The following is a 22,683-nucleotide window of genomic DNA, read 5'->3' on the forward strand; positions in this document are numbered from 1 at the left end:
CAAGTTTGGTGTCGACATCGGCGATACTGGCAAAGGAACGCTAGTCCGATGACGAAAGATACCAAGCCGACGAAGATCTCCCCGCTGCCGGCGTTTGCGGAGGCGGCAGGGACACGTCTGTATTCGTGGCGCCGCCGGGCAGCGACAATCGCCGTGGGAGCGCTGGCGCTGGTGATGGCATACGGCGTGGTGTTTGGGCACAACGGACTGACCGCCTTCGCACGGAAGCGGGAAGAGGCCAAGTACCTGAACCAGCAGATGATCCGCCTGAAGGCCGAAAACGAGCGGTTGCGCGGGCATGTGGAACGCCTGCAGAACGATCCCGGTGAGATTGAGCATGAGGCGCGCGCGCAACTGCACTATACGCGAACGGGCGAAGTGATCTATACCGTGACCGATGGCGCGAATGCGGGTGCTAAGAGCGGTGCGATGCCTGGTGCAGCGGCACATTAGGTAGAGTTATCCGATTGGCGGAGGCGCCATTTTGACGGGATGGGCCTAACGGGTCGGATTTGCGCGAATGCCGAGACGCAACATTATCCATTTGGCATTGACGGATATTGACAGCGTGAACTCAGCAACACAGGTACGATGGTGGATGGAGGAAGTTTGCTCGCCACGTCATCTGTATCTGTCTCTCTTCAATCGCTGATTGCTGTTGTGGGTGTTCAGCTACTGGCGGCATTGGCCGTCACCTCGTTGCATCGCTTCGACGCAGCCCTGCGCCGAGCCCTGCCGTATGTGATCAGTGTGGCGGTAGGTGTGCTGATGACGACGGGGGCCGCGCATCTGCTGCCGGAGGCGGTCGAGTCACTCGGTAACCGTCCAGCTGTATGGGTGACGGTGGTGGTGACGATGCTGGCGCTGTATACGTTCGAGCGCCTGTTTCATGTGCTGTCGGGCGTGAGCGCGGAGCCTTCGGCCGAGGTGGACTGCAAGGAAGACCACTCGCAGGGGAACCATCATCACCATCATCATGCGTCACGGCCGGCTACGCTTTTGCTGGGATGCGTGACGCATAGTCTGGTGGATGGCACGGGTGTAGCGGCTGCGTTTGCGATCGATCCGCGCGTGGGCTGGGTGACGGCGCTGGCGGTGGGACTGCATGAGATTCCGCATCGCATGGGCGATTTTGCGCTGCTGGTGCATATGGGCGTGCAGCGTGGCCGCGCGGCCTTGCTGGCTATCGCTGCGGGCGGGTCAAGCCTATTAGGATGGGCGATCGTTGTCGCGCTCGGGAGCCATGGAACAGGGACGGTTGCGTGGCTGCTGCCAGTGAGTGCGGGTAGTTTCCTCTACATTTCCATGGTGGACCTGTTGCCAGAGTTGCAGGCGGAGAAGCGGCCTGTGGCTGTGCTGGGACAGATTGTGAGCCTGGCGTTCGGAGTTGCGCTGGCGTTGGGATTGACACGGATGCAAGGAGCTTAGACACAGATGCGGATTGGGATCGACCTGGGCGGAACAAAGATTGAGGCGATTGCGCTGGATAGCAAAGGCGCAGAGCTGCGACGTGTGCGTGTGGCGACACCTCGCGGAGATTACGAGGGGACTATCGGAGCCATCCGCGACCTTGCGCTGGAGATGGAGGCGGTGCTGGGTGAAAGCGGAACGGTTGGGGTCGGGATTCCGGGGACGGTTGTTGCGTCGACGGGGCTGGTGAAGAATGCGAACTCGACGTGGCTGAATGGCAAGCCGCTGCAGCGCGATCTGAGCGATGCGCTGGCTCGTGAGGTGCGCTGCGCCAATGACGCAAATTGTTTTGCTGTCAGTGAGGCAATTGACGGTGCGGGGAAGGGGGCGCATTTGGTTTTTGGGGTCATCATGGGGACGGGCTGCGGGGGCGGGATTTCGATTGGCGGCCAGGTGCATGCGGGGCCGAATGGGGTGGCGGGGGAGTGGGGGCATACTCCGCTGCCGTGGGCGAAGGGCGATGAGCTGCCTGGGCCGTCGTGTTATTGCGGCAAGAGTGGCTGCCTGGAGAGCTGGATCTCAGGGACGGGGTTTGAGTGGGACTTTGCGCGAGTGACGAGCCGCGATCTTCGTGGCGTGGAGATCGTGAAGGCCGCAGAAGACGGAGATCCGGATGCAGAGGCTGCGATGGAGCGCCTGATCTCGCGGGTTGGACGCGGACTTGCGGTGGTCGTGAATGTGCTGGACCCTGATGTCATCGTTCTCGGGGGTGGCTTGTCGAACCTGGAGCGGTTGTATGACGGTGAGCTGTCGCGGCAGTTGAGCGAGTACTGCTTTGGCGGAAACATCACGACGCCGATACGGCGGAATGTGCATGGGGATTCGAGCGGCGTTCGGGGTGCGGCGTGGCTTTGGCCGGAGAGTGCGACGAGCTAGGCGGGTTGTGCATCGAATGGTGCATGGCGAAGACACACCACGTAAAGTCAGAGGCAACATCGGTCAAGAGTGAGCTGTTGAAGATGCTCGATGGCGGGCAGGCTCATGCCACGTTCGAGCAGGCCGTCAAGGGTTTTCCAGCAGAGTTGCGCGGTGTTGTGCCGCAGGGATTGCCGTATTCTGCGTGGCAGATCGTGGAGCACATCCGGATCGCACAGCGCGACATTCTTGAGTTCAGCGATAACGAAGACGGTACTTACAAGCCGTTGAAGTGGCCGGATTCCTACTGGCCTAAGGAAGCGGCGCCGCCGAGCAAGAGTGCGTGGGATGAGTCTGTGGCTATGGTGCTTGATGACCGGGCGCGGTTTGAGGGGCTGATTGCGGATGCGAGTGAGGCGAAGCTGGTCGAGCCATTTGCCTGGGGCGATGGGCAGACGCTGTTCCGTGAGGCGATGTTGATCGTCGACCATGCGGGGTATCACGTGGGCGAACTGATCGTGCTGCGGCGGCTACTGGGGGCGTGGAAGTAGCCAGCCCCTCCCCCGCCATTTTGGGGCTATGATCCGCAGCGGATTGGACTTAGGCTCGTAACCAGCTTTTGGTTACTTTCATGGTGAAATGGGCAAAGAGCGTAAACGCAGAAGCCCGGCACTTGGCCGGGCTCTTCACTTCTTATTGTAAAGGGCGTGTCAAGGGTAGCTGCTGGCTACGCTTTGGGGAGTCCTATTTCTTCCAGCAGCGTTAGCCATTCTTGAGGAGCGTGTGCCGTGGCGTCGGGCTGGGCTGCTGCCAGAGAGTGGGGCGCGAGGCCGTAGAGGCATCCGATGGAGCGTGCGCCTGCGCGCTTTGCCGTGAGGACGTCCACATCAGAGTCTCCAATCATGACCGTCTCTTCAGGAGAGATTCGTTCGCCTGCGAGTTGGCTGGCTTCGGCGACGAGGGTTTGCAGGCCGAGGGGGTCAGGCTTCTTCGTGGTGAAAGAGTTGCCACCGTAGTTCTGGAAGAAGAATGGTGCAAGGCCGAGGGCTACGCATATCTCGCGTGAGGGGATGACGGGTTTGTTGGTGAGGACTGCCATGGGAAGGTGAGGATGACGGTCGCGAAGGGTGGTGATGGTGTCAAGAACGCCGTCGTAGCAGCGGGTGTTGTCGAGTTTGTGGGCGCGATAGTGTTGGATGAAGTTGGCGTAGGTGTGTTGGAAGAGAGCGTCGTTGTGGGTGAGTGAATCGAGGTCGCCGGGGTCGCCGAGGGCTCGGCGGACGAGCATGGCTGCACCGTCGCCGATGTAGCTGGCGATCAGGTCATTGGGCAGTGAAGGCTTGCCGACTTGAAGGAGAGCCGCGTTGACGGAGTTGCAGAGATCGAGCGAAGAGTCGATGAGCGTTCCATCGAGATCGAAGACGAGAAGGCGCGGTGCGGGCATCGGGTTTAAGGATACGCTCGCGCCTGCGGCGCATTGCTGCGGCAAAAGCGGAACGCAGAGGGCGCGATGTAGAAGCCCGCAATGGGCGCAATGTAAAAAGGCCCTGTGCGGGGGCTTATCGTAAGCCTCGGCACAGGGCCTGCGGTGTCGTATTGCTGGTTAGCTGGCGATCTCTACGTCGCCGGAGCCGGTGCGAACCTGTAGCGGAGGGCCACCGCCGTTGATGGGAGCTGTCATGTGGTGGCGGGAGTGGTCGTCCTGCTGAGGGGCGTTGGGGTAGCGGATGCGGATGTCGCCGGAGCCGGTGGAGGCTTCGAGGTCGAAGTGGGCATCAGAGCCGAGGTGCAGGCGGACGTTGCCAGAACCGCTCTCGAGGACTGCGCCGCTGGTGAGGTGGCCGTCGGCGTCGATGTCGCCGGAGCCGGAGCGGGCCTGGAGGGCGCCGTTGAAGCCATGGATATGCACGTTGCCGGAGCCGGTGCGGGCCTTGACGTCACCGCCGGTGCGCTCGTCGATCGTGATGTCGCCCGAGCCGGACTGCAGATCGGCGGGGCCGGAGACGCTGTGTGCGCGGATGTTGCCGGAGCCGGTGCTGGCGGTGAGGTATCGGCCTATGCTGTCAGTGTTGACATCGCCGGAGCCGCTGTGGAGGTTGAGGGCGACGCCTGCGGGTGCGGTGATGTCGTAGTCGATGGAGACGTGGTTGTACTCGTCGTGATGGCCGCTCTGGAAGCCGACGCGGATGGTGTTGCCGTCCTGCGCGATGGGCGGGTTCTCTTCGACCTGATGGATGATGCCGCTGCTGTCGCTGCTCATGCCGAAGAGGTTCCAGCTGGAGGTGACGTGGCCGACGATGTGGATCTGGTTGCCGCTGCCCGCGTGGACGGTGATGTTGCCGGAGCCGGTGTTGACGTAGAGGTCAGGCGTGGAGGAGACGTTCAGCGTGCGGTCGAAGTGACCGTCGGCGAACGCTGCTGTGGATACGGCCAGCAGAGCGGTTGCGGTGAGGAGATGGAGTTTCATGGGCGTCTTCCTTCCAGAATAGTTTCGACGAGATGTTTTGGTGCTGCGGTTACGAGGTCTGTTGCAGGGTCATGATTACGAGGTCTGTTGCAGGACTACTTTGTCTCCGTTGTGCAGGCCCGACAGAACTTCAATTTTGCTGCCGTTAGAGAGACCAATCTTGATGGGGACCACCCGGTGGCCGTCCTTGCCGTGGGGGTCGGGGACCCAGACGCTGGCGCGGCGGTCCTTGTCGTAGAGCACGGCCTGCTCAGGGACGGTGAGGACGTGCTTGTGTTCCTCCAGGACGACCTCCGCGTTGGCGGTCATGAGAGCTTTGAGCTCGCCGCCGGGGTTGTCGATGGAGATCTGTACCTCGAAGGTGGTGACGTTATCCTTCTCAACGCCGAGGGGCGCGATCTTTGTGACCTTGCCGGCGAAGGTGCGGCCGGGGAAGCTCTGTACCTTGATGCGGGCGGGCTGGCCGAGGTAGACCTTGGCGATGTCGGACTCGTCGACCTTGCCTTTGACGTAGACCTGGTGCGTGTCGCCGAGGGTCATGACGAGCGTTGCGGTGGAGCCGAGGACGAGGATGGAGCTGACTGCGTCGCCGACCTGGACATCGCGGGAGAGGACGACGCCGTCGATGGGCGAGGTGACGGTGGTGTAACCGAGTTGCTCTTCAAGCTGCTTGAGCGAGGCCTGCGCCTGCAGCACCTGCGCGTTGGACTGCTTGAGCTTGGCCTGGTCGACGATGACCTGAGCTAGACCGCGGTCGCGCATGTTGAGAGCGGCCTGGTACTTCTGCGCGGCGTCGTCAAGTGCCTGGCGGGAGACCACGCCGTCCTGCTGCATCTGGAGGGCGCGGTCGTAGGTGTGCTTGATCATGGGGAGGTCGGGGGCTTCGGCGGCGACCTTGTCGTACTGGACGGCTGCGGCGGAGGAGGTGGCGTTGGCTTCCGCTGCGGCCAGCTGTGCCTTCTGCGCGGCGACCTGGTCGAGAATCTCCTGCTGATCGAGCTGGGCGAGGACTTCGCCTTTGTGGACCTTCTGGTTGATGTCGGTGTCGAGCTGGGTGACGATGCCGGAGGCCTTGGATTTGACCTCGACCTGGGTGATGGGCCAGACCTTGCCGGTGGCGACGACGGAGCGGGCGATGTCGCCGGTCTCGACGGTGGCGATCTGCGAGGGGTCGAGGGGCGCGGATGCGCCGAAGGTCTTGGCAGCGAGGACGCCTCCGCCGATGAGGACTGCGGCGACGACGCCGAGGATGATCCAGAGCCGCTTGCGGGACTTTGTGCGCGAGGAGTTCAACTCGTGGCCTCCAATATTGCCAGTGTCGGGGTGGTGCTACGAGAGGAAGATACGCAGGTTGAGCGCGGTTGGTTCCCGGAGGATTTTGGAGGCTGGTAGTGACACCCTCCCCGGCAAATGGGGCTATGATCCGCAGCGGATTGGAGTTAGGGGTGGAACCCTGTTTCCCCGTAGCGAGATGAAGAGACCGTTCGGCGACTCAAAGAGCGAGGTGAATCCCGGCCTGGGCCGGAGGGCGTGTGGAAAAGCAAAGGCCCGGCTGGATGCCGGGCCTTTGGGGAAGCTCCGATTAAACCTCGGAGACCCCCTCCGGGGCTAAAGCCCCTCTTGATTGCAGGTGGTTTACGGCGGGCTGAAGCCCCGCCCCTTCAAAGCAGAGTCTTAATCAGACTAGGTATTTCCACGTCTTCATTTTATCAGGCGTGTCAAGCGGTGGTTAGAGTTTGGTTGGGGTTGCAGCACCGTAGGCGATGCCGTTGAAGAGGAACTTGAAGGTTCCATGGGGCTGGCCGCGGAAGGTGATTTCTGGTCCGAAGAGGAAGACCTTGCCTTTGCCGAGGTTGGCTGCGACGACCGCGGTGGTGCCGTTAAGGTACTGCTGACCCCAGGCCCAGCCGCTGTCGAGGACCTTTTCGCCCTGATACCAGCTAACGGCTGAGACGCCGTCTAGCGCGGCGTTGGGCAGCAGGCGGAAGGCGGGGCTGCGGTCGAAGAAGACATCGAGGTCGGAGGGCAGGCCGTAGGCGAGCGGGTTGGTGTTGTCAACCTGCGCGCGGAGGAGCGAGCCGGGGATGTAGAACTTCTCCGGCGGCAGCGGGCGGGGCGTTCCGGAGGCTGTCAGCTCGGTGAGGCCATCGGAGACGGGCAGCGAGAGGGCCGCGCCGAGCGAGGTGGAGCTGCCGATGGTGAGGATGGCGCCGCCGGACTCGGCGAACTCTTTGAGCGCGGGGACGGACTTGTCTTTGGTGTAGGTGCCAAGCCAGGGGCGGAACTCAGCGGGGATGGTTTCGGGCTTGGGCTGGGCGTTAAAGCCACCACCACCGCCGCCACGGCCGGCTTCGGTGGTGGCGAGGCGCAGGACGCCGTCGGGGAAGATGAGGACGTCGTACTTGTCGTGGAGGTGACCGGCGTCGATGGCCTGCGGATAGACCACTTCGTAGGGGAACTCGAAGTGCTCTAGGATGAAACGCGTCCAGCCGGAGGGCATGTTGCCGCCGTAGACGTCGGCGAGGCCGATGCGGACGGTCTTCTGCTTGTAGGCTTCGCCGTGGGGGGCTTTGGCGACGCCGATGGCGGAGATGCCGAGGTCGTGGACGGCGGTCTCGACGATGGGGCGGGATTTTGCGGAGGCGGGGATCCAGAGAGCACCGGCGGCGAGTGTTTTGCCTTCGGCGGTCTGGGTGTCCTTCATCCAGTAGACGTCGCAGCCGGCCTTGAGGAGGCGGTTGGTGAGGGTGAAGGAGTCGTTGTACGCATGCGAGACGAGATAGCCCGCGGGCTTGGCGGCGCCGGTGATGGTGCCGGGGACCGGGATGGCGAGGTCGGTGGTGATCTCGGCGAAGGGGCCGTCGAAGGCTTCGTACTCGCGGTCGAACTGGATGCCCATCTGGTAGGAGAGGTTATAGCCGGTGACGTCGTAGGGCGGGATGGGAGGGCCGCCGGGGTACTTGAAGTCGTCGGGGTGATCCTGGGGCTCGAACATGTCGAGGATCTGTGGGCGGAAGGCCTGGTCAGCCTTCACGATGTAGGAGTTCTTCGGATAGTGTTTGCCGTTGACGGTGAAGTCGGAGGTGGCCTGCAGGATGGTGACGCCGTTCTTCATCAGGGTGTCGACGAAGCGGGTGGCGGTGGGGAAGTCGGGCTGGTCCGAAGGCAGGATGTAGCCACGTGGGTCGCGGTGCGCGGGGTCTTCGAGGACTGTCTTGTAGAGGTCGGCGGGAACGCCGGCGGGGCCACGGCCGGTGGGGGCTGCGGCTCCGGCTCCGCCACGGCTGCGGCCTGCTCCGGCGGGATGCGCTGTGGCGGCTTCGGCCTTGGCGGCGTCTTCGAGTGCGGCGATGCGCTTGGGAGTGATGGTCCAGGAGTCCTCGTCGCCTTTGAGGATGGAGTTCTTGCCCATGTGGTAGGTGTCGTAGAGCATGCGCTCGCGGTTGCGGGAGGCGTAGTCGAGGATGGCGCGGTTGGCGGTCTGCTCGTAGACGATGGACTGCATGAAGTGCCAGGTCTGCGGCGGGACGGGGAACGGCAAATCGTTGTGGGCGAGCTGGGCGGCGGGGATGAGCGGCAGCGGCTCAGGCGTTGGGTTGCCGATGATCTCGGTGAGGATGCCGGTGGTGTTGTGGAAGTAGGTGCTGGTGCGGAGACCGCCGTTGTACCAGGTGGAGTAGGTTGCGCCGGAGCGCATGGTGGAGCCGGGCTTACCCTCTTCGATGAAGCGCTGATGGATGGCCATGCCGACGTTGTCGATGTCGATGATCATGAGCGGGTCGTAGTGGTAGTTGAAGGGGTCGCGGAAGGGCGGGACGAAGATGACGGTGCCCGGAGGCCCGGTCTGGTGGTGGTTGTAGACGATCTCAGGGTTCCAGGTGCGGAAGAGCACGCGGTCCATGTTGGTGGTTTCGGCGAGGTTGGACATGAAGAAGTCGCGGTTGTCGTCGTGGCCGGCGTAGTGGTTCCAGAGGCGCGGGGTGTTGCTGGGCTTGCGCTTGGCGGGGTCGGGCTCGCGGTTGTACCAGTCGGAGACGAGGTCCATGCCGTCGGGATTGCAGAAGACGGCGAGGAGGATGTCGTCGTCGAGGAAACGCATGGTTTCGGGGTCGGTCTTGGCGTTCATCTCGTAGATGAGCTCGACGATCTGCTGCGCGCCGACGACCTCGGTGGCGTGGAGGCCGCCGTCGATCCAGACGATGGACTTGCCTTCATGCGCGAGCGCGTGGGCCTGCTCGTCTGTGAGGGGCTTGTGCTCGGGCGTGAGATCGCGCGCGGTGGCGAGCTCGTGGGCGATGTCGCGGTAGTGGTCGAGGTGCTTGAGGTTCTCCGGCGACGAGATGATGACCATCCACTGGGTGCGGCCTTCGGAGGTCTTGCCCATGGAGACGAGCTTCATGCGGTCGGACTCGGAGGCGAGCTTCTGCAGGTAGGCTTCGGCTTTGACGTAGTTGACGAGTTGGTAGTCGTCGCCGATGTTGAAGCCGAACTCCTGCTTGGGTGTGGTGATCTCCGGCCGCTGGGCGTGGAGCGACGGTTGGAGCGGCGGAAGGCTGGAGGCAAGGCAGAGAACGGCTGCGGCTACAAGTGCTTTAACAATCCTTGGGTTCAACATGGAAGGCGTGGACCTCGGACAGCTTGGATTTTGGAGTGGCCTGAACAGAGTAAATGAAGAATGAACGGTGTACTAAAGACGGATGAAGTGAACGCAAAGTTCCCACGGGCTCGATCAGTACGAGGGTGGCGGGAGTAATCTGGCGGGGAGAGGTGGCAGATGGCGGATGGGATCAGGTCGATTGTGAGCCGGCACTCAGTAGGCGAGACGGTGGCGCGGCTGGAGGCGCTGCTGAAAGAGAAGGGTGTGAAGCTGTTTTGCGTGGTGGACCACTCGGGTGAGGCGGCTGCGGCGGGATTGATGATGCCGGAGACAAAGGTGCTGATCTTTGGGAACCCGAAGGCGGGTACGCCGGTGATGCTGGCGGCTCCAAGTGCCGCGCTGGACCTGCCGCTGAAGGTGCTGGTGGCTGAAGGGGCGAATGGCGAAGTGACCGCACAATGGAATGACGCCGCCTGGCTGCGGCAGCGTCATGGGTTTCCGGAGGAGATGGTGGCGAACCTTGCGGCGGCCGGGGTGCTGGCGGCGAAGGCTGCGGAGTAGCTATTGCTGATTTGTTCCGGCGATCTCTCCGAATAGACCGGCCGCAGCGTCCAGACTGGATTCGAGCAGTCCTGCCTCGTTTGTTCCCAGAACCTTTGCCACCTTTCGATTCAACTCGTCCCGGACTTCGACGCAGGCGGTCTTCACGGCTTCACCACGTTCGGTCATCCGGACGACCTTGGCCCGCGTATCGGTTGGGTCGGGGGCCTGTTCGAGGTATCCCTGACGCTCCATCAGGCGCACGAGCTGGCTCATCGCCTGCTTGGTGACGCCAGCCCGCTGCGCCAGGACCGTCGACCGCGTGCCACCTTCATCCATCAGCCATAGCAGGCTGGCGGATGCGAACGGGAAATCATCGTATCCACGCAGCGCCAGCCGGGCTGCCACGGCGGCGGTATGGGCTCGTGATGCCACCATTAAGCCACGAGCGACGTTGGGAGGGGTTCTTTTCATTTTAGTAAATATTCTTGACTAAATTGCATCCGGTGAGATCAACTGTGAATCGGATAGTCAAGTGTGTTGACTATCCGGTAAGCCACGGCGCGCCGCCCCTCGAAAGGAATCATATGCCTACGCTGCTCAACATCCAATCCAGCCCTCGCGGCCATCACTCCATCTCCCGTACCCTGAGTCATGATTTTGTTGCAGCATGGCAGGCGAAGCATCCGGACGGTAAGGTCGTTTCGCGCGACCTGGCGGAGAACAACCTGCCGTTCGTCGGCATCCCATGGATTACCGGCATCTTCCTCCCGGCGGAACAGCACACACCGGGGATGCAGCGAGCGCTAGCGGACTCCGATGAGTTGATTGCCGAACTCTTTGCCGCGGATGAGATTCTCATCGGAACGCCGATGTATAACTTCACCGTCCCGGCGAACCTGAAGGCCTGGATCGACCTTATTGTGCGTCCACGCGTGACGCACTCCGGGCCGCCCGAACGCAAGGGGCTGGTCCTCGGTAAGAGCTGCAAGATCATCATTGCCTCAGGTGGGATCTATGACGAAGGGCTGCCTGCTGCGGCATCCGACTATGAGTCCGGCTACCTCAAACGTGTCCTCGGTTTTATTGGAATCACCGACGTTGAGGTCATCCTTGCCGGTGGCACGGCCGCGGTCGCGTTTGGCTCAACGACGGTTGAAGAACTCGTGAGGCAGTTTCGTCCTGCCGTCCTTGCTGCCGTCCGCTGACCGCGTACGAACCGGAAGCAAGTTGTGAGCTAGACGCGGCCCGCGAACTCGCCTGTTTCGGTGGTGAGTTTGATCTTTTCGCCTTCCTTGATGAAGAGGGGAACGCGGACGACGCGGCCGGTTTCCAGAGTGGCGTCCTTGGTGACGGAGCCGGAGGAGGAGTCGCCTTTGACGGCGGGCTCGGTGTACTTGACGTCGAGCTCGACGAACTGCGGGAGCTGCAGGCCGATGGGGTTGCCGTTGTACTTGCGGATCTGGAGCATGGTGCCTTCGATGAGCCAGTCGAGGGCGTCGCCGAGCATGGCTTCGGTGAGGGTGTGGGTCTCGAAGGACTCCTGGTCGAGGAAGTGGGAGCCGTCGGCGTCGGAGTAGAGGTAGCTGGCGGGGACGAAGACGACGTCGGGCTCGGGGAAGCGGTCCTCGGCCTTGAAGGTCTTGTCGAAGACGGCGTTGTTGAGGAGGTTCCGCATCTTGAGGCGGACGAGAGTCTGACCGCCGCGGGCAGTGGGGGTGCTGATGTCGGAGTCGAGACAGACGTAGGGGGCGCCTTCGAACTCGAAGAGCATCTTGCGCTTGACGTTGATTGCGTTGAGAAGAGAAGCCATAGGGAAGAGTGTAGAGGATAGAGGGTAGAGCGTAGAAGGGGTGTGGTGAGGCTGGAGGTATGGGTAGAGAAGCGGGTCTCTCCGCTACGTCTCGCGATGAAGCTGCGAGACTCCGGTCGAGATGACACTTCATTGGCGGTGCAAGAAGCAGGTTCCTCGCTACGCTCGGAATGGAAGAAAGAAAGGCAAGAGCAATGGAAGAGCAGGCGCGGGTTATTGGTGGGCGGTGGTGAAGGAGCGGAGGGCGGAGAGGTGGCTGAGGATGCGGTCGGCCATGTCGCGTTTGGTGGAGGTGGGGAGGATGGTCTCGCAGGTGTGGGTGAGGAGGATGCCGGCGTTGCGGTCGACGTCGAAGCCGCTGTCGGGGGAGGAGACGTCGTTGGCGATGATGGCATCGAGGTTCTTGGCGATGAGCTTGCGGCGGGCCTCTTTGCGGAGGATGGCGGGGTCGGACTGGGTTTCGGCGGCGAAGCCGAGAACGAGCGTGCCGGGGCGGCGGGCGGCGACGAGGTTCTGGAGGATGTCGTCGTTCTGGGTGAGGTGGAGGGTGAGGGTTTCGCTGGAAGAGCTCGATTTCTTGAGTTTTTGACCGGCTGGATCGGTGGGCCGGTAGTCGGAGACGGCGGCGGCCATGATGACTGTGGTGGCGCGCGGGAGAGCGGCGAGGGCGGCGGATTGCATCTCGGCGGCGGTGGTGACGGAGACGACCTCGCAGGCGAGATGAGCCGGGGCTGGGGCGGCGGTGACGAGGATGACTTCGGCTCCGCGGGCGAGGGCGGACTCGGCGAGGGCGAAGCCCATGCGGCCGCTGGAACGGTTGCCGAGGAAGCGGACGGGGTCGATGGGTTCGCGGGTGCCCCCGGCGGTGATGAGGAGCGTTTCGCCGGTGAGGTCGTGGTGGGGTGCGGGTTCGGTGCGGGCGACGAGGGCGTTGATGAGGGTGTCCGCGATGTGGATGGGGTCGGCGAGGCGGCCTTCGCCGACCATGCCGCAGGCGAGCGGGCCGGAGCCGGGTTCGATGACGGTAACGCCGCGGCCGCGGAGGGTGGCAATGTTGGTCTGGGTGGCGGGGTGGTGCCACATGTTGACGTTCATGGCCGGTGCTACGAAGACTGGCGCCTTGGTGGCGAGGGCGATGGTGCTGAGGAGATCATCAGCTAGGCCGTGAGCGAGCTTAGCGAGGGTGTTTGCCGTGGCCGGGGCGATGATGAGGGCGTCGATGTGGGTGGCGACGGCGATGTGCTCGATGTCGAAGGGAGCGGGTGTGTCGGATGCGGTTTCGCTGACGGCAGGCTGCCAGAGCGAGGTGAGAACCTGATGGCCGCTGAGGGAGGCGAAGGTGAGCGGGGTGACGAAGCGCTCGGCGCTGGCGGTCATGGCGATCTGGACGTCGCAGCCGCGGCGCTGGAGCTCGCGGGTGAGTTCGGCGGCTTTGTAGGCGGCGATGCCGCCGGTGACTCCGAGAAGAATTCTCATGGCTGGGCCTCTGTTTCGGGTAGGAGGAGGTTGTCGATGAGGCGGGTGGTTCCGGCGTAGGCGGCGATGGCGACGAGGGTACCGGGGCCTACGGTTTCGACGGGGAGAAGGGTGGCAGCGTCAACCAGCTCGGCGTAATCGAGGCGCAGTCCTTCTGCTTTGCCGAGGCATTGGTGAAGATGATCGCGCAGGTTGACGGCGGACCGCTCACCGCGTGAGATGGATTGTGAGATGCAGTGGAGCGTGCGGGGGATGGCGAGGGCTTGCTCGCGCTCGGTGGGGGTGAGGTAGCGGTTGCGGGAGCTGAGGGCGAGGCCGTCGGTGTCGCGGACGGTGGGGCAGACGCGGAGGTCGACGGGGAGGTTGAGGTCCCGGACCATGGTGCGGAGGACGGCGACCTGGGCGGCGTCCTTTTGACCGAAGTAGGCGTGGTGCGGCTGCAGGATGTTGAAGAGCTTGGTGACGACAGTGGCGACGCCGCGGAAGTGGCCGGGGCGGGAGGCGCCGTCGAGACGGGAGCCGATGTTGGGGACGTCGACGAAGGTTTCGGCACCTGTGGGGTACATCTCGGTGGCGGATGGGGCGAAGAGGATGTCGACGTCTTCGCGTTCGAGGAGAGCGCAGTCTTCGGCGAAGGTGCGTGGGTACTTGGCGAGGTCTTCAGTGGGGGCGAACTGGAGCGGGTTGACGAAGATGGTGGCGGCGACGAGGTCGCTGGAGGCGCGTGCGGCGCGGACGAGGGAGAGATGGCCTTCGTGCAGGGCGCCCATGGTGGGGACGAGGCCGAGCGTGGCGTGTTGCTGGCGACGCCAGTGGCGGAGATCGGCGATGGTGGTGAAGATTTGCATCGTTTCCTTGAGAGGTTGGGGCCGAGAAGCAAACCAGGGGTTAAAGCCCCTTTCTTTTTCAGGCTGTGAGACCCGAGCCTAAAGGCTCGGGGTACCTAGAAGCCACAGCGTCGGAGTGCGTGGAGCCTGATGGAGCAGGCGGATTATCGGGTGGTAAGGTGCTCGGTTTGGAGGTTGAGGCTGGGGGCGTGGTAGCTTTCGGCGTCGGCGGGGAAGGTGCGGGCGCTGACGGCGGTACGGTAATTCGCGAGGGCTTCGCGGATGAGGGTGCCGGCGTCTGCGAAGGGGCGGACGAACTTGGCGGGTGGGGTGAAGGTGAGTTGGAGGAGGTCATGGACGACGAGGACCTGGGCGTCGGTGTCGGGGCCGGCGCCGATGCCGATGGTGGGGATGGTGACGAGCGAGGTGATGTGCGCGGCGAGCTCGCGGGGGATGCCTTCGAGAACGATGGCGATGGCTCCGGCGGCCTGGAGGGCGAGGGCGTCGTCAGCGAGCTGGAGCGCGGCGGCCTGGGTGCGGCCCTGGACTTTGTAGCCGCCCATGGCGTGCAGCGACTGCGGAGTGAGGCCGATGTGGGCGACGACGGGGATCTGCGCGGCGGTGAGGGCGCGGATGTTGGCGGTCTGGGTGGTGCCGCCTTCGAGCTTGACGGCCTCGGCGCCGGACTCCTTGACGATACGGATGGCGTTGCGGAGGGTGTCTTCGATGGAGACGTGGTAGCTGCCGAAGGGCATGTCAACGACGAGCAGCGCGCGCTGGGTGCCGCGGCGGACGGCCTTGGCGTGGTGGATCATCTCGGCTACAGTCACCGACAGGGTATCGGCATGTCCTAAGACGGCCATGGCGAGGGAGTCGCCGACGAGGAGCAGGTCGATGCCGGCGTCGTCTGCGAGACGGGCGGTGGGGTAGTCGTAGGCTGTGAGGGCGGTGAAGGCGGTGCCGGCACGCTTGTGGGCCAGCAAAGTTTGCGGTGTCACCTTTTCGGCGACCGCGGGGGACGGTGTAAGGCTCATCTTCTCTCCAGTGCCACTTCGCGTGGGGATACGACACTTCGCTTGGTGCGATGTGCCGCTCCGCGTGAGGCGAATGCAGCCCGAACAGGAGTCAGTATAACGCTGTTGGTCGTCTCCGGGGCTAAAGCCCCGGCTCTGGGAGACAGTGCTCGGACGGGCTGAAGCCCGTCCCTACCGATCTCCTCGATGCCCTCAGATTTCCTGATGATCTTAGATTCCCTGATGATCTCGTTCCCTGATGATCTCGAAGTGCATGGATGGGCTGGAGTCCGTCCCTACTCCGAAGTGCCTGCGCACAATGGGCCGCTGTTGGAATGCAGGCGCGCTTCGCGCGAGAAGCAGGTTCCTCGCTACGCTCGGAATGACAGAAAGAAAAGCAAAGACAACACCAAAAGCAAAGACAACACCAAAAGCGACGGCACTCCTGCTGTGGGTCAGGCGTATTTGCGGAGGATGCCTAGGACTTTGCCCTGGATGGTGACGCTGGCGGCGGGGGCGTAGATGGGGGCCATCTCGGCGTTGGAGGGCTGGAGACGGATCTGGTTGCCCTCGCGGTAGAAGCGCTTGAGGGTGGCGTCGGTGCCGTCGACCAGGGCGACGACGATCTCGCCTTCGCGGGCGGTGCGGGTCTTTTCGACGAGGACGTAGTCGCCGGACATGATGTGCTCGTCGCGCATCGAGTCGCCGCGGACTTCGAGGGCGAAGCACTCCTTGTTGCCGAGGATCTCGCCGAGGGAGATGGACTCGGTCTGCTCGACGGCTTCGACGGGCTTGCCGGCGGCGATGCGGCCGAGCAGAGGAAGGCGGTCCATGGCGGAGCGGACCTTGCGCTGGGGGATGACGTCGATGGAACGGCTGCGGTTGTGGGCGCGCTGAAGCAAGCCCTTGGTCTGCAGGTTGGTGACATGCTTGTGCACCGTGGCCAGGGAGCTGAGGCTGAGGCCGGCCGCGATCTCCTCATAGGAAGGGGAGTAGCCGTTGCGTGAGGTGAAGCTGGTGAGGAAGTCGAGAACCTCTTTTTGCCGTCGCGTGATAGCCATGGCTGCCATTATTAGCGAATAAAAGGCGAACTGCAAGGGGTATCGACTGAAAAAGATTGCTCGGTTGCCGATAGAGGAACTAGGTGCCGGAGGAATCTGTCACCGGTTCGGACATGACACAGAGGTGCCACAGAGGTTTGGGTGGGCCAAAAAGAAGCTGCGGCCGCAGTGATGCGCGTGGCTACGGAGCGATGACTAAAGAGGCAAGGGCGGGTGGAAGTAAACGTGAGAGGACGTGAAGACGTCGCGCGTCGATTCTGAGAGATCGCTCAGATTTGGGCGTCTAGTTTTGGCATCCCGGTTGCATTGATGCCAGTCAAGCGAGGGCTTCATCGGCTGAGACACTCCAGCCGATGGGATGCCTGTGTGAATCATGCGCACTGAGGAGTTCCAGCGATGACTAGCTTGACGAGCTGTACGAACGACGCGGCGAAGGCCTCGGCCGCCGAGATGGGCGGGTTGCTGGAGATGGACGAGGCGGGCTACAGCAGGGCGGAGGTTGCTCCAGTGCCCGCAGCGGTGGCGGCGATTGCGGCGATGACATCCATGGAAGATACGGCGGGCGAGCAGGAGCGGCAGCTACTGGAGCACCTGCCGATGGTGAAGTACATTGCGCGGCGCATCCATGAGCGGCTGCCGCAGCATGTGGAGATGGACGATCTGGTGTCGGCCGGGGTGTTTGGGCTCATCGATGCGTTCAACAAGTTCGATCACACGAAGAAGGTGCAGTTCAAGAGCTATGCGCAGTTCCGCGTGCGGGGAGCGATTCTGGACTCGCTGCGCGAACTGGACTGGAGCCCGCGCGAGCTGCGGCGCAAGGGGCGTGCGGTGGAGGAGGCGATCCGGGCGCTGACGCACCGTAATGGACGCGCACCGCAGGAGGCCGAGATTGCGCGGGAGATGAGCCTGTCGCTGCATGACTTTCAACTGCTGCTGGGCGATCTGAAGGGGCTGGAGATCGGGAGCCTGCATGCGGAGCGGAGTGAGGACTCGGGCGAAGAGGAGCTGGCGTTCCTGCCGACGTCTCCGGAGGAAGACCCGCTGTTCCGGTGTCTGCAGGGGGAGATGAGGCAGCGACTGGTGGATGCGATTGAAGAGCTGCCGGAGAAAGAAAGACTGGTGTTGACCCTCTACTACTACGAGGAACTGACGATGAAGGAGATAGGACTGACGCTGGGTGTGGTGGAGTCGCGGGTATCGCAGATCCACTCGGCTGCAGTGCTCAGGCTGCGGGCGGCGCTGGGCGCCGGTTCGAAGCTGAAGAGGCCGCGGGCGCGTAATGCAGCGTAAGTGCGTGGCGTAACCGAACAACGAAGACGAGGAACTGAAGGCCCTGTACGACCTGGCGGAGCAGAAGGCACTTGGGAGAGTCGAGATGGCACAGCAGACGACGAGTGGGACGCCGGCAAACACGCCGATGAGCAATGCGGCGTATAACCGGCACCAGGCGATGCAGGTTCGGGGGCGGTGCGGCCGATGAACCGGGTACCGGTGCATCCGATGTATGCAGCGCGGCGCATGCCGACGGGTCGGAGCCTGGCGCACTCTGTGCTGGCGGTTCTGCTGGTATTGGGTGTGCTGGTGCTGCTGGCGAACATCTAAGCGACACCTGGTGGCAGATGAAGGCCGAAGGAGGGCCCTTAGAAAAAGATTAGGAGCGGCTGTAAAGTTTTGCGTCTACCTGTCGATAGTGGCTTAATCGAGAGCCGTATGGTGGGTGAACGCGTCTTGGGGACCATCTTGGGGCTTTGCTGAGAACAGGAAAGAGGCCGCGGTTCGCAGGCGCGGGCTGCTTGCAGGAGCAGGGTGGGCCGCGCTACTGTGATGTTGACCCGAGAGGCGGAAGTGGTGGCCCGGTTGAAGCATAACGGCGCAATGGACGACACGGCGATGACGAACCCGGCGCGGCTGAAGAGGCTGCCGGTGGAAGACGCTCCGGACGATGTGCGGGTGCAGAAGGTGGAGCGGCTGCGGGCAGCGATTGCGAGTGGGCGCTATTCTGTGTCGTCGGACGCGCTGGCGGGCAAGCTGATGGAGCACATGCGGGCTCTGGATGATGGGGAGTTGTCGAAGCGCGGGTGATGATGCTGGCGGCCCGTTATCCCTCCGGGGCTAAAGCCCCATCTTGCAATGGAATGTTTTCGGACGGGCTGAAGCCCGTCCCCTCCAAAGCTGACGAACTGATAGTTTGGTGAGCGTGCCCGAGCAGAGAGTGTGAGTTTGATGCGGCGAAAAGGAGTGCAGGGTGGCCGCGGTGGGGCTGTCATGCTCTGCACATCTTTGTGAGGGATGATTGTAGGTGCGGCCTGAGGGCCGTGTGCGACGTCTGAAGACGAAGAAGGAGATTTTGCATGAGTGAGTTTGTGACGGTGAAGGCCGCTGACGGCCATGAGCTTTCCGCCTACGTGGTGAAGCCTGAGGGCACGCCGAAGGGCGCGCTGGTGGTGGTGCAGGAGATCTTCGGTGTGAACAAGCACATCCGTAGCGTGGCCGACGGTTATGCGAAGGAAGGTTATGTGGCGATCGCACCGGCGCTGTTTGACCGGATCGAGCGCGGGGTGGACATCGACTACACGCCGGACGAGATGAAGTATGCGTTCACCGAGCTGTATCCGAAGCTGAATGTGGAGTTGGCGCTGCTGGATGTGGCGGCGGCGTTCCAGCATGTGGCAGGCGCGCACAAGACGGCGGTGCTGGGGTTCTGCTATGGCGGACTGATGGCGTGGCTGAGTGCGACACGGGCCAAGGCGCTGGGGATATCTCCGGTGTGCACGGTGGGGTACTACGCGGGCGGCATTGGTCACTTTGCGAAAGAGGAGCCGACCTGTCCGGTGATGCTTCACTTCGGCGCGGCGGATTCGCACATCGACAAGGACCAGATTGATGCCGTGCGGGAGGCGAACCCGGCAGGGAAGACGCCGGAGGTGGAGGTGTTCGAGTATGAGGGCGCAGGACATGCCTTCAACCGCGCGCCGGACCCGCACTCGTACCATGCAGAGGCCGCGAAGCTTGCGGGAGAGCGGTCGCTGGCGTTTCTGAAGAAATATATTGGGTAAGGGGCTGAAACGGCGCCCGAAACGGTTCGGAAACCACGCTGACGGAGGAGTTTGAATGCCGTCAGCGTGGTATCTTTAACGAGGACACTAGGAGTAGTGGACTAGAGCATAGAGAATCAGGAGCAAGACACAGCCGTGTTGGCAACCGAAAAGAAAAGCGACATTATCAGCAAGTTCCGTACGCACGATACGGACACCGGCAGCCCCGAGGTGCAGATTGCAATCCTCTCGGAGCGTATCGGTGAGTTGACCGAGCACTTCAAGACGCACAAGAAGGACCACGGTTCGCGCCGCGGCCTGCTGATGCTGGTCTCGAAGCGCCGTAGCCTTCTGGACTACCTGAAGAAGACGGACTCGGACCGCTATCGTGATGTGATCGGCAAGCTGGGTATTCGCAAGTAAGCTGCGACGAGCAGGCCTGTCTGGGTATCCAGGCGGCTGGCTGTTGCGGCTCTTGCGCCCAACGGACTGGCTGGGTGAAAATGCCCGGGTCTGGAAGACCAGAGTCAAAGGCCTTGCTGAGGTTACGACGTCTGGGTTACAAGTGCCAGGAGTTAGGACGATTGAGATTGCATGGTGCCCACGGGCTTAAGGCACACGTTCGGCTGGACGCGCGTATCGGCGCAACGTCCGTTGCCGTGCCCGTCACTATGCGCTCGGCCACTAATATTCTCTGGACGAGAGGTTGAGATCGAAGGCCCCGACCGAAGATGTTTCGGCGGGGCTTTTGTCGTTGAGCAGCGCATCCCCAGGACGTGACGGCGCGCCGCGACTGCCAAGAGCTTAGAGACGCAACGAAGAAGAAGAGGAAGAGACATGAAGCAGGAAGTATATGTAGAGCTTGCCGGTGGTAAGCACATCAAGTTTGAGACAGGGCGGATCGCCAAGCAGGCCTCCGGCGCAGCCTTTACGACCAGCGGCGATAATGCCGTGCTGGCAACCGCAGTGGCCTCGCCCGATCCGAAAGAGGGCATCGACTTTTTCCCGCTGACGGTGGAGTATCGCGAGTTCACCTATGCCGGTGGCCGCATCCCGGGTGGCTTCATCAAGCGTGAGGGCCGGCCGAGCGAGAAGGAGATCCTGACGAGCCGTCAGATCGATCGCCCGATCCGTCCGCTGTTCCCGGAGGCTTTCCGGAACGAGACACAGGTGGTGGCGTTTGTGTACTCGGCCGACAAGGAAAACGATCCGGACGTGCTGGGCATCAACGGCGCGAGCTGCGCGCTGTCGCTGTCGGACATTCCGTTCCATGGGCCGGTGGGTGCCGTGCGCATCGGCTACATTGACGAGCAATATATTGTGAACCCGACCTACAGCGAGCGGCTGGTAAGCCTGCTGAACATCATGGTCGTCGGCACGAAGGACGGCATCGTGATGGTGGAGTCGGGTGCGAAGGAGGTCTCGGAAGAGGTTGTGCTCGGGGCCATTGAGTTCGCGCACGTTGAGATCAAGAAGATCGTTGCGGGCATCGAGGAGTTGGTGAAGCTTGCGGGCAAGCCGAAGCGTGCAGTGACTCCGCTGGAGAACGATACGGAGTATGCGGCTGCGCTGAAAGCAAAGGTCGGCGATAAACTTGCCGACGCACTGAACACGAAGAAGTATCCGAAGTTCGAGAGCTATGCCAAGGTCAAGGAGATCAAGGACGAGCTGAAGAAGGAACTGCCGGCGGATGACGCCGCAGCGGCCAAGAAGCTGAGCAAGTATTTTGAAGGCCTGCGCGAGACGATCTTCCGCGAGCAGGTGCTGAATGACCGCATCCGTCCGGACCATCGCGCGTTCGACGAGATCCGCAACATCACGATCGAGACGGGCGTTCTGCCTCGTGTGCATGGCTCGGCGCTGTTTACGCGCGGTGAGACGCAGGCGTTGGTTTCGGCCACGCTGGGCACCACCGACGACGCACAGCGAATGGAGAGCTACGAAGGCGAGCAGAAGCGCCGCTTCATGCTGCACTACAACTTCCCGCCGTTCTCCGTTGGTGAGGTTGGGCGCATGACCGGTGTGGGCCGTCGCGAGATTGGGCACGGAGCGCTGGCGTGGCGCGCGATTGAGGCCGTGCTTCCGGGTGAGGATGAGTCGCCGTACACGCTGCGCGTGGTGTCGGACATTCTCGAGTCGAACGGATCGTCGTCGATGGCGACTGTTTGCGGTGCTTCGCTTTCGCTGATGCAGGCAGGCATTCCTCTGAAGGGTTCTGTTGCCGGTGTGGCGATGGGCCTGGTGAAGGAAGAGGACAAGTATGCGATCCTCACCGACATCGCAGGCGCTGAAGACCACTACGGCGATATGGACTTCAAGGTCGCCGGCACGCGCAAGGGCATCACGGCGCTGCAGATGGACATCAAGATCATGGGCTTGACGGCGCAGATTCTGCGCGAGGCACTGGAGCAGGCCCGCCAGGGCCGCATGTTCATCCTGGACAAGATGGATGCGGTGATCTCGAAGGCTTCGGAGGAGAAGAGCGCGTTCGCGCCTCGTATCCACACGATCCAGATTCCGACCGACAAGATCCGCGACCTGATCGGGCCGGGTGGCAAGGTGATCCGCGGCATTGTGGACGCAACCGGTGTGAAGATTGACGTCGACGATTCGGGCCGCGTGAATGTGGCTTCGAGCGATGCGGACGGTCTCGCGAAGGCGATCCAGATGATCAGCGACATTACGGCTGTACCCGAGGTGGGCAAAACGTATCTCGGCAAGGTTGTTCGCCTGGCCGAGTTCGGCGCGTTCGTCGAGATCTTCCCAGGTACCGATGGCCTGCTGCATGTGTCCGAGATCGCAGAGCATCGCGTGAAGGAAGTGAAGGACGAGCTGCGTGAAGGTGACCAGGTACTGGTGAAGGTGCTCGCGATTGAGGGCAACCGCATCAAGCTGAGCCGCAAGGCTGTGCTGCGTGAACAGCGCGAGAAGCTGGGTCTGCCACCAGTGCCGGAGCAGTCCGGTGGTGGTGAGCGTTCGGACCGCGGTGAGCGTGGTGGTCGTGATCGCGACCGAGGTGGCCGTGACCGCAATGAGCGTGGCGAGCGTCCTGTAGCTCCGCCGCCGTCTGAGGCTCCGTTGGACGATGACGATGAGGAGTTTGAGGACGACGAGTTCGAGGGTGATGAGGATGGTGAGGATGAGGGTGACGAGGCTCCGGCACCGGAGGCAGGGAATGCTGCCGCTCCTGCTGCCAACGGGACTCCCCGTCCGCAAGGCCAGCGTCGTGGACGTCGCCGCCGTAGCCGCCGTCCGGGTGCTGGTGGTGCGCCGCAGGGTGGGAACGAGTAAGGCACCTTCTTTCCCCAACTGAAATAAACATGAGAGCCGCGCCTTTTGCGCGGCTTTCGTGTTTGTGTGGGCAAGATGTGTTTGCGGTAGACTCTGGCTCAAGTGATTCGCTGACAGGTAGATATGTGGAGGAGATTGGGCGGAGTTGAATCCGGGCTGAGGTGTGGGGCGCAGGGGTGGTAGAGGCCGATAGGAGGCTGGACTGAGGAGAGGCTGGCGATTCCGGGGAGCGCAGTGG

At 62.7% G+C, this 22,683-nt stretch carries 22 protein-coding genes; 12 read left to right on the forward strand and 10 right to left on the reverse strand.

Annotated elements, in window-relative coordinates:
• Positions 1 to 48 precede the first annotated feature (48 nt).
• The 4 genes from GOB94_RS00370 to GOB94_RS00385 all read left to right on the forward strand — a co-directional run bounded on the left by GOB94_RS00370 (position 49) and on the right by GOB94_RS00385 (position 2,876).
• A complete protein-coding gene (locus tag GOB94_RS00370) occupies positions 49 to 453 on the forward strand; it encodes a septum formation initiator family protein (protein WP_182277000.1) in 405 nt (134 codons plus the stop codon).
• A 156-nt stretch (positions 454 to 609) separates the two neighbouring features.
• A complete protein-coding gene (locus tag GOB94_RS00375) occupies positions 610 to 1,428 on the forward strand; it encodes a ZIP family metal transporter (protein WP_182277001.1) in 819 nt (272 codons plus the stop codon).
• A 6-nt stretch (positions 1,429 to 1,434) separates the two neighbouring features.
• Positions 1,435 to 2,346, forward strand: coding sequence for an ROK family protein (locus GOB94_RS00380; protein ID WP_182277002.1), 912 nt, complete (start codon positions 1,435 to 1,437; stop codon positions 2,344 to 2,346).
• 23 nt (positions 2,347 to 2,369) lie between these two features.
• Complete coding sequence (locus tag GOB94_RS00385) at positions 2,370 to 2,876, forward strand: DinB family protein (RefSeq protein WP_182277003.1); 507 nt, start codon at positions 2,370 to 2,372, stop codon at positions 2,874 to 2,876.
• A gap of 176 nt (positions 2,877 to 3,052) precedes the next feature.
• On the opposite strand, the gene GOB94_RS00390 is transcribed toward GOB94_RS00385, so the two are convergent.
• The 4 genes from GOB94_RS00390 to GOB94_RS00405 all read right to left on the reverse strand — a co-directional run bounded on the left by GOB94_RS00390 (position 3,053) and on the right by GOB94_RS00405 (position 9,407).
• The gene (locus GOB94_RS00390; RefSeq protein WP_182277004.1) at positions 3,053 to 3,769 is read right to left on the reverse strand and encodes an HAD hydrolase-like protein; all 717 of its coding nucleotides are present in this window, start codon (positions 3,767 to 3,769) and stop codon (positions 3,053 to 3,055) included.
• Positions 3,770 to 3,928: 159 nt separating this feature from the next.
• On the reverse strand, positions 3,929 to 4,792 hold the full coding sequence (locus GOB94_RS00395; RefSeq protein WP_182277005.1) for a DUF4097 family beta strand repeat-containing protein: 864 nt from the start codon (positions 4,790 to 4,792) through the stop codon (positions 3,929 to 3,931).
• A 75-nt stretch (positions 4,793 to 4,867) separates the two neighbouring features.
• Complete coding sequence (locus GOB94_RS00400; protein ID WP_182277006.1) at positions 4,868 to 6,085, reverse strand: efflux RND transporter periplasmic adaptor subunit; 1,218 nt, start codon at positions 6,083 to 6,085, stop codon at positions 4,868 to 4,870.
• Positions 6,086 to 6,521: 436 nt separating this feature from the next.
• Positions 6,522 to 9,407, reverse strand: coding sequence for a M14 metallopeptidase family protein (locus GOB94_RS00405; RefSeq protein WP_182277007.1), 2,886 nt, complete (start codon positions 9,405 to 9,407; stop codon positions 6,522 to 6,524).
• A 159-nt stretch (positions 9,408 to 9,566) separates the two neighbouring features.
• Between GOB94_RS00405 and GOB94_RS00410 the strand changes: the two genes are divergently transcribed.
• On the forward strand, positions 9,567 to 9,950 hold the full coding sequence (locus GOB94_RS00410; RefSeq protein ID WP_182277008.1) for a DUF302 domain-containing protein: 384 nt from the start codon (positions 9,567 to 9,569) through the stop codon (positions 9,948 to 9,950).
• Here GOB94_RS00410 and GOB94_RS00415 read toward each other — a convergent pair whose 3' ends face one another.
• Positions 9,951 to 10,403, reverse strand: a complete 453-nt coding sequence (locus tag GOB94_RS00415) for a MarR family winged helix-turn-helix transcriptional regulator (protein WP_182277009.1) — start codon at positions 10,401 to 10,403, stop codon at positions 9,951 to 9,953. It abuts the gene before it with no gap.
• 113 nt (positions 10,404 to 10,516) lie between these two features.
• Between GOB94_RS00415 and GOB94_RS00420 the strand changes: the two genes are divergently transcribed.
• Complete coding sequence (locus GOB94_RS00420) at positions 10,517 to 11,137, forward strand: NAD(P)H-dependent oxidoreductase (protein WP_182277010.1); 621 nt, start codon at positions 10,517 to 10,519, stop codon at positions 11,135 to 11,137.
• Positions 11,138 to 11,166: 29 nt separating this feature from the next.
• Here GOB94_RS00420 and GOB94_RS00425 read toward each other — a convergent pair whose 3' ends face one another.
• The 5 genes from GOB94_RS00425 to lexA all read right to left on the reverse strand — a co-directional run bounded on the left by GOB94_RS00425 (position 11,167) and on the right by lexA (position 16,119).
• A complete protein-coding gene (locus GOB94_RS00425; RefSeq protein WP_182277011.1) occupies positions 11,167 to 11,742 on the reverse strand; it encodes an elongation factor P in 576 nt (191 codons plus the stop codon).
• Positions 11,743 to 11,955: 213 nt separating this feature from the next.
• On the reverse strand, positions 11,956 to 13,218 hold the full coding sequence (coaBC, locus tag GOB94_RS00430) for a bifunctional phosphopantothenoylcysteine decarboxylase/phosphopantothenate--cysteine ligase CoaBC (RefSeq protein WP_182277012.1): 1,263 nt from the start codon (positions 13,216 to 13,218) through the stop codon (positions 11,956 to 11,958).
• The gene (panC, locus tag GOB94_RS00435; RefSeq protein ID WP_182277013.1) at positions 13,215 to 14,066 is read right to left on the reverse strand and encodes a pantoate--beta-alanine ligase; all 852 of its coding nucleotides are present in this window, start codon (positions 14,064 to 14,066) and stop codon (positions 13,215 to 13,217) included. The genes coaBC and panC overlap by 4 nt, the downstream gene beginning before the upstream one ends.
• 143 nt (positions 14,067 to 14,209) lie before the next feature.
• Positions 14,210 to 15,079: a 3-methyl-2-oxobutanoate hydroxymethyltransferase gene (gene panB, locus GOB94_RS00440; RefSeq protein ID WP_182277014.1), complete on the reverse strand. Its 870-nt coding sequence runs from the start codon at positions 15,077 to 15,079 to the stop codon at positions 14,210 to 14,212.
• A gap of 434 nt (positions 15,080 to 15,513) precedes the next feature.
• The gene (gene lexA, locus GOB94_RS00445) at positions 15,514 to 16,119 is read right to left on the reverse strand and encodes a transcriptional repressor LexA (RefSeq protein ID WP_182277015.1); all 606 of its coding nucleotides are present in this window, start codon (positions 16,117 to 16,119) and stop codon (positions 15,514 to 15,516) included.
• Positions 16,120 to 16,515: 396 nt separating this feature from the next.
• On the opposite strand from lexA, the gene GOB94_RS00450 reads away from it, so the two are divergent.
• The 6 genes from GOB94_RS00450 (at position 16,516) to pnp (ending at position 22,445) form a co-directional block, all read left to right on the forward strand.
• A complete protein-coding gene (locus tag GOB94_RS00450; protein WP_182277016.1) occupies positions 16,516 to 17,409 on the forward strand; it encodes a FliA/WhiG family RNA polymerase sigma factor in 894 nt (297 codons plus the stop codon).
• A 186-nt stretch (positions 17,410 to 17,595) separates the two neighbouring features.
• Positions 17,596 to 17,721, forward strand: coding sequence for a hypothetical protein (locus tag GOB94_RS16745; protein ID WP_255484112.1), 126 nt, complete (start codon positions 17,596 to 17,598; stop codon positions 17,719 to 17,721).
• Between the two features lie 246 nt (positions 17,722 to 17,967).
• Positions 17,968 to 18,201: a flagellar biosynthesis anti-sigma factor FlgM gene (locus GOB94_RS00455; RefSeq protein ID WP_182277017.1), complete on the forward strand. Its 234-nt coding sequence runs from the start codon at positions 17,968 to 17,970 to the stop codon at positions 18,199 to 18,201.
• 269 nt (positions 18,202 to 18,470) lie between these two features.
• A complete protein-coding gene (locus tag GOB94_RS00460) occupies positions 18,471 to 19,175 on the forward strand; it encodes a dienelactone hydrolase family protein (protein WP_182277018.1) in 705 nt (234 codons plus the stop codon).
• A gap of 135 nt (positions 19,176 to 19,310) precedes the next feature.
• On the forward strand, positions 19,311 to 19,577 hold the full coding sequence (rpsO, locus tag GOB94_RS00465; protein WP_182277019.1) for a 30S ribosomal protein S15: 267 nt from the start codon (positions 19,311 to 19,313) through the stop codon (positions 19,575 to 19,577).
• A 414-nt stretch (positions 19,578 to 19,991) separates the two neighbouring features.
• Complete coding sequence (gene pnp, locus GOB94_RS00470; protein WP_182277020.1) at positions 19,992 to 22,445, forward strand: polyribonucleotide nucleotidyltransferase; 2,454 nt, start codon at positions 19,992 to 19,994, stop codon at positions 22,443 to 22,445.
• Positions 22,446 to 22,683: the final 238 nt, after the last annotated feature.

Origin of the sequence: Granulicella sp. 5B5 (genome assembly GCF_014083945.1) — a bacterium.
Taxonomy (GTDB): Bacteria; Acidobacteriota; Terriglobia; order Terriglobales; family Acidobacteriaceae; genus Granulicella.